This window comes from Flavobacterium sp. (genome assembly GCF_044373165.1).
Taxonomy (GTDB): domain Bacteria; phylum Bacteroidota; class Bacteroidia; order Flavobacteriales; family Flavobacteriaceae; genus Flavobacterium.
This window is the reverse complement of the sequence record NZ_JBILQL010000084.1, coordinates 1-10,590: the sequence shown is the minus strand read 5'-3', so window position 1 is coordinate 10,590 and position 10,590 is coordinate 1. Positions and strand designations below refer to the sequence as shown.

The window sequence follows — 10,590 nt, the reverse complement described above, 5'->3', positions numbered from 1 at the left end:
ATAATTGCCCAATTCTAATGAATTTGGTATGTGCAATAAGTTAGCATATCCTTTATCTTTGAAAACGCTGTAGAGATACATTGAAGGCGCAACATTTTGATAAGCATTTTTGAAAATCAAATCACAAAAAAAACGACTTCTCTCTAATCGATTGGGCAAATCACCTCCTAACAATTTAGGAATATATTTAACACCGAGCAAACGACATAACTGGGAAATGACTAAAGCGTACCAAAAATTTACAGTGCTGTAAGTATCAATAAGAACATAATCAACTTTTCGGGCATAACGAATGGTTTTAAACACCATATCAAACATTCGAAGTAACTTGTTTTTTTGGGAAGAGGCATAAATAATGGTGTAACCTTCTCGTTCGAGCAATTCTCCCAGAACAACTAATGAAGTAGCCGTATTGCCGTGTTTGACTAAATTATTTCCTATGCAAAGGACTTTCTTCATTGATGTAAACTTTAAGCAAAGTTAAGGAATAAACAAAAGCAGCTGCCGATAACCTCATCGCTGCGTGGTTAATGGTTAACAACCAAAACAACATAAAACACCATAAAAAAATGTGCTGTTTATTGTCTAAGAACAATATAATCGGCGTTAAAAATAAAATCAATAGTGCCATGATACCAAATAATCCGTGCTCGGCTAACATTCTTGATATTTCATTATGAGTTAAGGCAACTTCTCCGGTAAGATTAGTTCTGATTTCTACCCCTTTGGCTACTCCAACACCAAAAATCGGATTGTCTATAAAGGAATTAATTTCATTAGTAAAGATTTCCTCTCTACCGGTAAACTGACTTTCTTTAACCCTTCCGCTGGCATCCTGATTGGCATAGCGCTTTTCAATTAATCCGTCTGTTTGATTTGAAGTGTAAATCCATGTGGCTAAAAACATCAGCACCATAAATCCGAATAAAAAATGCAACTTTGATTTCCCCTGGTGTTGAGTAGACCTATATAAATAAAGTAGTAATAGAATAATCATTACAAAGCCGGTAATCATTCCACCTCTGGAAAAAGTAATTAACCCTCTGTAAGTAATAATAAATGTTACTATAATATTTATCGCAAATAACAATTTGGTTTTAGATTCTAACAACAATCTTGAGAAGAAAATAAACATTCCCATTCCAAAAATTGTAGCCACTTGATTAGGTCCAAATCCGCCGGAGGTAGTATAATTTGAACCTGTACCTAAAACCAAAGCTTCTTTTAAATCAGGCGTATACAAAATAAGGTAAACGGTAATAGATATGATTGGCAGACCAATGCACAAAAGAACTTGATTAAGTTTGGTCAAAGAAACTCTTTTGTTATAAGCGTATATAGAGGCAATCCCTAAACAAACCGGACCGGATATATTGAAAGATATTGTCTTCCTTAAATCGGTTGTCAAATTAAGGGTTTCAGTAGCTACTAATAATCCGGGGATTAATAAAATTAAAAAAAACCAGTAAGGCATTGCATTCTTCGAAAAGCCATCGTAATACATTCCCATAATCATAAAAATAATGATACTGTATTTGGCAAACTCATAGATAATAATACCGCCCGTCATCCTGAAAAAAATCTCACTTCCAACAACGTAAGCGGAAATCAAAAGTACTTCTTGATTTTTATTTTGGTTTTTAACAATAAAAAACAAACCTGTCAAAAAAACTAAAGCCGCCAATGGTTTTGATAAAGCCGGAATAAAAAATATAACGAATCCAATTACAATGTGTAAAAGGATTAAAAGAATATAATTTTTTTCGTTGCTATTCATCTTATAACGTAGCTACCCAATTAAAGTATTGTTGAAGAACTGCTTCCTCTGAATTTTGTTCTATTATAGTTTTATTCAAATTTTGACCCAATTTAATTCTCAAACTTTCATCATTAATTAATTTCATGATTTTATTGTAAAAATCAGCAGCGTCTTTTATGGCTACAACAAAACCGTTTTCAGCATTGGTTATGATTAGTGGAATTTCGCCTACATTGGTAGTTACTGTTGCTTTACTTAACAAGCCATATTCAATCAAAGCTACCGGCAATCCTTCTGAATTAGAAGTCAAAATTGTAATATCTGATTGGCTAATAATATTAACCGTATCATTTTTGGTTCCGTAAATAAAGACATTTTGATCCAACCCTTTTGCTTTGATTTGCTGCTTAACCCTTTGAGAATAATCGTCATTTGCGTCATTTCCAACCAAATGAAACGTCCAATCCGGATTTGATTCTTTCAATTTTTCTGCTACTTCCAAAAGCAAAAAATGATTTTTTTGATGTCTGAGGTTTGCTAAACAAAGAATTCTTTTCCCCTCAACACCATACAAAATGGTCTCTTTTTTAATGGTTTGATCAATTTTAGTGTAATTAGGTAAATAAATTACTTTTTTACAGTTCAATCGTTTTATGGCCCAGTTTTTCAGATTAAAATTAACTGCGATAATCCCGTGAAAAAAGAAAGAAGCCATTTTTAAAAACAATAGTTTCCTCTTGCTTAAAAATTCACTTAGTCCGTAATGGTCATGCCAAATAATTTTAACTTTAGGGTAAGTTAATTTTACTAAAAGAGCCGTAAAATAGGAAAAACTGTGCGGTTGTAAATACTCTATTTTGTTTTCTTTACAAAAATCTCTCAAGCGAATAATGGCAGAGATATCTATCCGTTTTTTTCGGTTTAAAAATAAATACGGTACATTGGGATACAATTGTACTTTTAAGTAACCTTCTTTTCTTGTGGTAACCAAACCCGAAAACGCAACTCTTTCCGATAAAGAATTAGCATAATTAACCGCCATTTTTTCGGCACCGCCAACGTCTAAGGAATCTATAATTTGAAGTATTCTCATGAAACTAATAACTTTTGAATTTCGGCCTCAAAAAAATCTAAAGTATAAAGGCGCGACCAATTTACGGCTTTTGAGACTTTATTTTGGTATTCTTCGGCATCAATTAAAAGAGAATGTATGGTTTTCACATCTTGATCCAAATCCATAGTGAGTAAAATACCTCGCTCTCCAAAACCCAACATCGAAGGAAGACAGGAAACTGCTGAAGCTACAGGTACGCATCCCCAAAACATGCCTTCGGCTATTACTTTTGGCCAACCTTCACTTTTGGAGGGCAATACTACAAAATGGCTTTGCTGAAAAGCTTCTTTAATCGTTTGTTGTTCTTGATTTCCATGTAAAATAACCGAATTGACCAATTGGTGTTCAATGATGTACTGTTCGATTCGATTGCGTTCAGGTCCTTCTCCATAAATTGAAAGACTTACGTTAGCACCGAGATTTTTTAATTTCTCAACCAATTGAACAGCATACAGCGGTTGCTTTCCGGATGATAAAGTACCTACAAACAGAAAATTTATGATTGAATCTAATGTCCTTTTATAGATTGGCATTTTATCTTGCTCAAAATAAGTTGCTGTAAAAAAAGGTTTCACATTGCGTGAACTATTGGGCCATTCACCATACACCAAAACTTGCATTTTTCGGGTTAAAAAAGTATTACTCAATATGTAACGCTGCCAACGATAACTTAGCGGCTGATTGGATTTTCCATCCCAATTGCCGGCATACTTCGCGGTTTTAACCTTAGTCGGAAAAAAAATCTGAACAATACAGCCTAACAAGCCCATATTTCCGGGACATCGCAGGTGAAGGTGATTGGAATCGGACATGGCTTTGTAAATTACCCACAATAATTTGGGCAATAACAACAAGCTTCTTAAAATGGCTTTTGCATTAGTAAAATTGAAGTCGGGAACAGCTCTAAACTCAATATTCGAATGTTGGTAAGTAAGGTGAATCTTGTTTTTTTCTGTTAGTTTAATGGGAGCCACTATGATTACTTTATCCACTTGTTTTAACCAAACATTCATCTCCTTAACATAAGGAGAATAGGCATAATAATGACCATTTTCGTAGCCATGAACCACGTGTGTAATGAGGCAAAAAGTCATCTTAAACTTTGTATTGAATGTTGGGTTTATTAAAAATCAAGCTGAACCAACCCATAAGGCGTCCTAAAAACTCGGTTGCAGCTTCTTTTCGCTTGTTAGTGGTAAAGATATTGCTAAATCGAATGAATGTCAATAATAATACAATCGCATTCCATTTTAATCGGGCTTTCAACGACGGTTTGGGATGCTTAACCCGCCAAACATACCAACCGTTTCTCACTACCATTTTACCGTATTGGTATTGATTTGGGCGACCGGAATGATTGTGAAAATGTCCTAACTGTGCGTTAGTATTGACATAGAGTTTACCGGTTTTGGATACTCTTAAAGTAAAATCGGCATCTTCATACAAACCATAACCTTCGAAATAAGTAGAAAATTGGAAATCCTTGAAAACCAATTTTTTAAACGAAGACACGCCTCCCATTAATTGTTCTACTTCATAAATTTTTCCCGATGGCGGTAAAAAACCAATGCTGCGACCATTAGAAAACTCGGGTAAATAACCAGGCTTTTTGTCAGAATCCAATCCGAATTTTTTGCGCAAAACAAATCGGCTTCCGTCTTTTCGCTTCCAACCGTCGAAATAAAATTCGTCGGGTTTTGGCAGATAATTTTTGCCTACGGCAGTCCATTTTGATTCATTATTGATGTAACCGCCAACACCTAAGGCTTGTGGATATTGTTCGTAGGTTTTGATAATCTCTTCGAAATAATGTTCTTCCAAAATGGTATCATCATCCAAAAAACAAACAATATCGCTGGATTCATTTACTCGTTGTATTCCAAAATTTCGCTGTTTGGTTAAACCCCTATCGGCTTCAGTTACCAAAAAATAATGCAGGTTATCAAAACTATTTTGACCAAGCATCACTTTAGTAGCTTCATTTTTAGAACCGTCAACAATTAAAATCTCATTGGGATACAACGACTGTTTGCTAACCGATTGCAGTAGTTGCAATAGCGGTTGCGGACGCATATAAGTACAAATGATGAGTGTAAATTTCATACTACTTTGTTCGTTTTCCGAGTGCCATTAGTTTTTTGGCATAAAAAACCGATTTATTAAACTGTAAATGACGGTAAGGCAAGTTTAAAATCTTGAAAGGTATACGCCATTTTGGTCCTTTGAACAAATAGAGAAAGAAATATTTATGACGGTATTCATTGACTAACTTTTCACCATAATGTTTGTGAAAATAATACATAATTGTAGGGCTAGGCACCGGACGAATTCGCTTTACCGGCGTATCCAATTCCCAGGGTTGGGTTTTTCTTTTCTTCCCTAACACTTTGGCCTGACTGCCCCAAAAGCGATAACCGCCTTGTGGTGGTTTTAAATGCAAATTGGTGGAGAACGGGTTTTGCAAAACCACCACTCCGATTTCGGTTAAGGTAAAACCAAAATCATTGTCTTCTCCATAACCGCCGTCAAAATTAATATCGTTTCCTACCACCTGATTGACAAATTTTCTTTTGACACAATTGTTAGCATTGTTCATGTGTGGCGCAGCACCACAGCGAAATCTGTTATCCCCGTAATTTTCTAATTTTTGATACAAATCCTCCAAGGTTTGTTTTTGGTGATCAGCCCTAATGTCTAAACCATTACAAGCATCAGCTTTGTAAGTTTGTAAAAAGCGCAGGTGATTCTCAACATAATCCGGTGGTACTCTGATGTCGTCATCTCCGAAAATAATATAATCCCCTTTACAGTACTCGATAGCTTCGTTTCGGGCACGACAACTGCCTTTGGTGGTTTGCCATTTTACGATTAACTCGAAATCGAATTTTTGCTGATTGTACAAGGCTTCATCTCTTTGGTTTTCAGGAGTGGCATCAACCACCACTACTTGAGTTGGCTTGTAGGTTTGGTTTTGCAAATCCGAAAGCAATTGTAATGTAAAATCCTGTCGCATCATGGTTGGAATGATATAACTTACGGTCGGATTACCTTGCAGTGGTTCCAATGTTCTTGCTTGAACTATGGCTTTTTGGTGTTTCTTTTTAAAATTCTTTTTGGCGTAAAATAAGGCTGCCCATTCTTTCAAATTCCAAAGTCCTTTTCTATACACCATAAAAATGGCATGGTCAATCTTGAAATTTTTAATAAAAAAAGCATACCGATCTTTGGTAGTTATGGTAAGATTTTCTTCTTTAACTGCCTCAAAAAGTCCTTTGGCATAAAGCACTATTCCGCCATTGCCTCTTACCGTATTGTAACCAAAATCTAAGGCTTGCAGTATGGGATTTTTAAACTCATCGTCAAAACCGCCTAAGGTTTCCCAAACCGATTTACGAACCGCAAACTGGTTGGGGTTGATTCTCCAATTGATGCACAAGTCTAAGTTTTCCAAATCTTTAACAAACCAAAAAAAGGTAGCCGTTTGGTATACTATTTCGGGGAAAATATTTTTAAATCCTTGATCTAATGAACTGTGCCAAACATCCCCGAAACCTTGTGATAGTGTTTCCAAAAGAGTAAAATCGGGTTTGCCGTTGTACAGAATGACCTCGCCGGATTTGGTTATATATTCGTTTAATTTGATTCCCATCAGACTTTATAATTAAGTGTAGCAAAAGTAATGATTTCTGTTTCTTTAAAACCAACCTTTTGATACAAGAAATTTATTTTACGGTTATTCTTCGGCTTAATTTAAGCTTACTAGCTATTGAATATTTAATGAGAACCGATAATGAAATCTGCTTAAAAACATCAGGGTTGCTAAGAAACAATCTTTACCGTTTTTACATCAATTAAAATTTCTTACTTGACCGTGCTTAAAATAGTTACAATCGTATCTTGGCAGTGCTTGTTTTCGATTGATTAAATCATTGCTGTTAATATCACGATGTTCCACATTAAATGAACATTGGCAATTATTTTCACTCAGAATTTTTTCTGTTAGGTCATTAAATGAGTGAAAGCCGCCATAAGGATAACAAAAGGTTTTAAATTCGTTATTTTGAATTATATCCTCCAAAAATTCAAAAGAATTTTCTATTTCTTGTCTTTGATCAAGTTCATTCAATCGAGACATTACGGGGTGATTTACCGTATGACTCCCGATAATCATTCCTCCTTCGTGCATTTCCTTTATTTGGTTTTCACTTACATAAAATGAATTGATTAATTCGTTTTCATTAGGAAAAAAATACTTCATTAATTCATCCATTACCCTCTCGCGATACTTGTAATCAATGAAATAATTTGTCATTCGTTTAAAGATTAATGTGTATTCGTCGTTGATTTGAGTATTGTAAGTAAACTTTTTAAATTCATCAACTTTTGATTTGTCGATCATCGAATCATTTACAATACTTGTTAAATAGGAATACAAGTCATTGGCATTATATTTCCCCAGCAATAAATGCGTTCGATGGACATCTAAAATTTTTTGATTTGTGTATGGGAAAGTAGGAATATAAAAAATGCCCCATAAATTTCTTTTTTTCAGTTCGGGGAATACAAAATCATAATGGCAACTTAAACCATCATCAAAAGTTAGAACAACCCCTTTAGGCAACTCCTTTTTTTCAAATGAACTCAAAAAGTCTTCCCTTTTTACAAAACCGTACTCCGCTTCAAAGTAGTCTAATTGCTTTTGAAAGTCTTCTATATGCAAATTTTTAAAATTTGGATAAGACGAATCAAAAGGTCTAACATAATGGTACATTACTGCTTTCATATGGTATCAAAAAATGGATTTGAAATTATAGGATAACGATCATATAAAGTGTTTTTATTTTCTAAAAAATCATCAATCAGTCCTTGTTTTAAGTTGTTATAGGCTATAATTAGTGCGTCCTCAGTAAAATCCTTTTTCCTGTAATATCTTTCATTGGTTTTATCAAACGCTAAGGGAGGCATTGGTTGGATAGCAGTAAAGTTTTTGACCAATTCAACACAGGTTATAAAAGAATCTTTTATCAGTCGGTTACCAATTTGATGAATAGTATCGTTAAAAATAATTTCAGCTCTAATTTGATGAATGATCTCTCCGGTATCTACACCTGCATCAATATACATAAAAGTGGTGCCTATGAAATGTAATTCTTTATTAACAAAAGGCCAAAAATTAGTACCAGACCCTCTATAATAGGGAGACAATCCCAGATGTATATTGATAAATCTTCTTTCGAAACGATACAGTAATTCTGATTTAATGATTGAACAACCATAGGCTATAATTAAGTCGGGGTTTAACGCAATAATTGACTTAACATGGCAATCATCATTTATTTCGCCTTTTTGTATGAAAATTGGATTTGATTGATCCGTTATTTTATCGCAAAAAAGATGGAAAAAATCAATTTCAGTTTTATCCCGAGCATCAAGATGTTGGTTGCGAAAATTATTCACATTATCCTCACTGACCAATTGCCTTAAACTTCCTTTAGAAGATTCACAATAGGAGGCTAAGACGTTTATATGATTATCGTGTGCAATGAATTTTCTAAAAAACTCATGTCTTAATTCACTTCCTGTAAGTAAAACTACATTCATTCACGGTTTTGTATAATCCTAATTTAAGTAAAGAGGTTTTCGCTCTCTTAACCATCCAAAATTAGATAAATAATTTCTTTATTCCTATAATTTGATTTAAGGACAAAACCATGTTAACCAAGGCTCTTCCTTTTTAAACGAATGAAGTCTGAAAAAAATTTACCCATCAGTTTAAATAAAAAAGTTTTGATGGCAATAACATTAAAAATTGGCAAGGTATTCAATTAAGCAGAAAATTAGGGTATACTACTAAAACCTATTGCCTCTTGAAGATAAGTTATTTTATAAATTTCCGGTAAAAGTCAACACTTTGGTTAGCCACTACAGCTATGCTGAATTTTTGTAAAACCTTTTCTCGAGCTCGCAAGCCAAATTCCTTTCTAAGATTAACATCATCTAACAACTCTGTAATCTTTGCGGCATATAATTGATGTGCTTTGGGGTTAACTAAAAAGCCATTTGCATTGTTGTCAATTACTTCATTAGCCCAACCAATATCAGAAGCAACAATCGCTTTTTGCATAGCCATAGCTTCAATCCAAGAAACGGGTAATGCTTCGGCAAAAGTTGGAAAAACACAAACCGTCGCGGCATTAATATGTTGTGAGATGGCAGCATAAGGTACACTTCCCAAATAAGACACCTGTTTTTCTGCAGCTTCTGTAAATAAAGGCTTCATCATACTCCAAGTGGATTTGGCGCCACTTATTACATCTGCAGCATCTCTGCCAATCAAAATCAATTTGGCCTTTGGATTTTTTCTGATCACTTCATTAAAAATAAACGGCAATTCCAACAAACCCTTTTTGCGAATTAATGTCCCGAAATACAAAATCGTGTTTTCTTGTTCCGACACACTATTGTCTTTAACAAACTTATCCACATCAATACTGTTGGGTATGATCTCAAAAGTTCGTTTCAAATGAAATAATTGTTGGGTAACCTCAGCAGTGTAACGGCTAACAGACAATAGACCATCCGCTCTCTTCAAAGCCATCTTTTCCATTATTCGATTGACATATTTCACGGGGCGTTGGTCTAAATGACAGAAATAAGTGTCCGAACCGTTTAATCGAATGACAAGAGGACAAATAGGCTTTATGTTGGAAGTAATACCGGTCCAATCGGGAGCTTCAATGATCTCTATTTTGCCGCTTTTAACCAAAGTATTGATTAACTTTTGGATTTTCTTTTGGGTTAAATATCTCGAGAATCCTTTTAGTTTTGAATTTCTTACTTTATAAAAAGTGATGCCTTCTTTGACAATAGTTTCATCTGTTTTTTGTCCGTAGATAATGACTGAAACTTCGTGCCCCAAATCCAATAAACCTTTGGCTAAATTATAAATACTTGTACCTATACCTCCGGACACTCCCATTTCCGGGTGCGGAAACTCAGGTGTTAAGAAACCTATTTTCATCCTTCTTCTATTATATTGGAAATGGCGTTCCAAATTCTTTCGGAAGCTTTTTGTGGCGGATGCTGATTGATTTTCTCAAACCATTGGTTGGCATTGTGAACCATGACTTCATTATTCTGAGTCAGCAAAGACAATATCACGGTTTCCATTTCTTGCTGTCCGTTGATCCAAGCTACACACTGGTCGGATGTCATTGACCTAAAATGAACTAAACTATAAATGTCCTTTGCCGTTCGACCGGGTATTCCGTCTTTAACTTCGTAGTTGATATAGGCGCAAGGTTTTTTAAAAATAACATAATCGAAAACCATTGATGAAGCTAAATTGATAACAAAAGCTGTATTATTGATGGTATTCATTTGAAGTTCCAAATCGGCTTTAGTGGGTAAAATTGTGTTCCAATTTTCAGCTTTCTTTATCCATTTTGGAGCAATTGGCACTACACAATCCGAAAACTCAGCCAAAACAGGATCATATCGTTTTGAAAAATCGACCGGACATTTTCTAAAAATAATACCCAAATTATATCCCTTTTGATTGAGATTCCTTACTGCTTTGGCAGCATCTTCTAAATAATGTTGGTCATTTGGTGAAGTAGTAACATCGTCGCCCGAAAAACAAAAATAAGTTTTGCCTTCGTCTAAATTATGGTTACTGTAAAACGCTGATTGGGTTTGAAGTTTACTCAAATCAAAA

The 10,590-nt window shown here is 34.6% G+C and carries 8 protein-coding genes and 2 pseudogenes; all 10 read right to left on the bottom strand.

Annotated elements, in window-relative coordinates; all coding sequences use genetic code 11:
• Window positions 1-459: pseudogene (locus ACIQ32_RS10095) on the bottom strand (glycosyltransferase family 1 protein); the annotation flags it as partial.
• Window positions 431-1,777 (bottom strand): O-antigen ligase family protein, encoded by a 1,347-nt coding sequence (locus ACIQ32_RS10090; protein WP_396195568.1) that lies wholly within the window; start codon window positions 1,775-1,777, stop codon window positions 431-433. The pseudogene ACIQ32_RS10095 and the gene ACIQ32_RS10090, both read right to left, overlap by 29 nt.
• Before the next feature lies 1 nt (window position 1,778).
• Window positions 1,779-2,852: a glycosyltransferase gene (locus ACIQ32_RS10085; protein ID WP_396195567.1), complete on the bottom strand. Its 1,074-nt coding sequence runs from the start codon at window positions 2,850-2,852 to the stop codon at window positions 1,779-1,781.
• Entirely contained in the window at window positions 2,849-3,967 is a 1,119-nt protein-coding gene (locus ACIQ32_RS10080) for a glycosyltransferase (protein WP_396195566.1), read from the bottom strand. Before ACIQ32_RS10080 ends, ACIQ32_RS10085 begins: the two co-directional genes overlap by 4 nt.
• A gap of 1 nt (window position 3,968) precedes the next feature.
• Entirely contained in the window at window positions 3,969-4,976 is a 1,008-nt protein-coding gene (locus ACIQ32_RS10075) for a glycosyltransferase family 2 protein (RefSeq protein ID WP_396195565.1), read from the bottom strand.
• A gap of 1 nt (window position 4,977) precedes the next feature.
• The gene (locus tag ACIQ32_RS10070) at window positions 4,978-6,522 is read right to left on the bottom strand and encodes a glycosyltransferase (RefSeq protein ID WP_396195564.1); all 1,545 of its coding nucleotides are present in this window, start codon (window positions 6,520-6,522) and stop codon (window positions 4,978-4,980) included.
• 198 nt (window positions 6,523-6,720) lie between these two features.
• Window positions 6,721-7,656: a polysaccharide deacetylase family protein gene (locus tag ACIQ32_RS10065; protein WP_396195563.1), complete on the bottom strand. Its 936-nt coding sequence runs from the start codon at window positions 7,654-7,656 to the stop codon at window positions 6,721-6,723.
• Complete coding sequence (locus ACIQ32_RS10060; protein WP_396195562.1) at window positions 7,653-8,474, bottom strand: formyltransferase family protein; 822 nt, start codon at window positions 8,472-8,474, stop codon at window positions 7,653-7,655. Before ACIQ32_RS10060 ends, ACIQ32_RS10065 begins: the two co-directional genes overlap by 4 nt.
• Window positions 8,475-8,751: 277 nt before the next feature.
• Window positions 8,752-9,894: a glycosyltransferase family 4 protein gene (locus tag ACIQ32_RS10055; protein WP_396195561.1), complete on the bottom strand. Its 1,143-nt coding sequence runs from the start codon at window positions 9,892-9,894 to the stop codon at window positions 8,752-8,754.
• Window positions 9,891-10,590 (bottom strand): annotated as a pseudogene (locus tag ACIQ32_RS10050) (UDP-glycosyltransferase); the annotation flags it as partial. The gene ACIQ32_RS10055 and the pseudogene ACIQ32_RS10050, both read right to left, overlap by 4 nt.

What these genes read in the sequence shown, in the direction of transcription:
- ACIQ32_RS10090 (WP_396195568.1), bottom strand. Translation starts at nt 1,777, where the DNA reads ATGAATAGCAACGAAAAAAATTATATTCTTTTAATCCTTTTACACATT.
- ACIQ32_RS10085 (WP_396195567.1), bottom strand. Translation starts at nt 2,852, where the DNA reads ATGAGAATACTTCAAATTATAGATTCCTTAGACGTTGGCGGTGCCGAA.
- ACIQ32_RS10080 (WP_396195566.1), bottom strand. Translation starts at nt 3,967, where the DNA reads ATGACTTTTTGCCTCATTACACACGTGGTTCATGGCTACGAAAATGGT.
- ACIQ32_RS10075 (WP_396195565.1), bottom strand. Translation starts at nt 4,976, where the DNA reads ATGAAATTTACACTCATCATTTGTACTTATATGCGTCCGCAACCGCTA.
- ACIQ32_RS10070 (WP_396195564.1), bottom strand. Translation starts at nt 6,522, where the DNA reads ATGGGAATCAAATTAAACGAATATATAACCAAATCCGGCGAGGTCATT.
- ACIQ32_RS10065 (WP_396195563.1), bottom strand. Translation starts at nt 7,656, where the DNA reads ATGAAAGCAGTAATGTACCATTATGTTAGACCTTTTGATTCGTCTTAT.
- ACIQ32_RS10060 (WP_396195562.1), bottom strand. Translation starts at nt 8,474, where the DNA reads ATGAATGTAGTTTTACTTACAGGAAGTGAATTAAGACATGAGTTTTTT.
- ACIQ32_RS10055 (WP_396195561.1), bottom strand. Translation starts at nt 9,894, where the DNA reads ATGAAAATAGGTTTCTTAACACCTGAGTTTCCGCACCCGGAAATGGGA.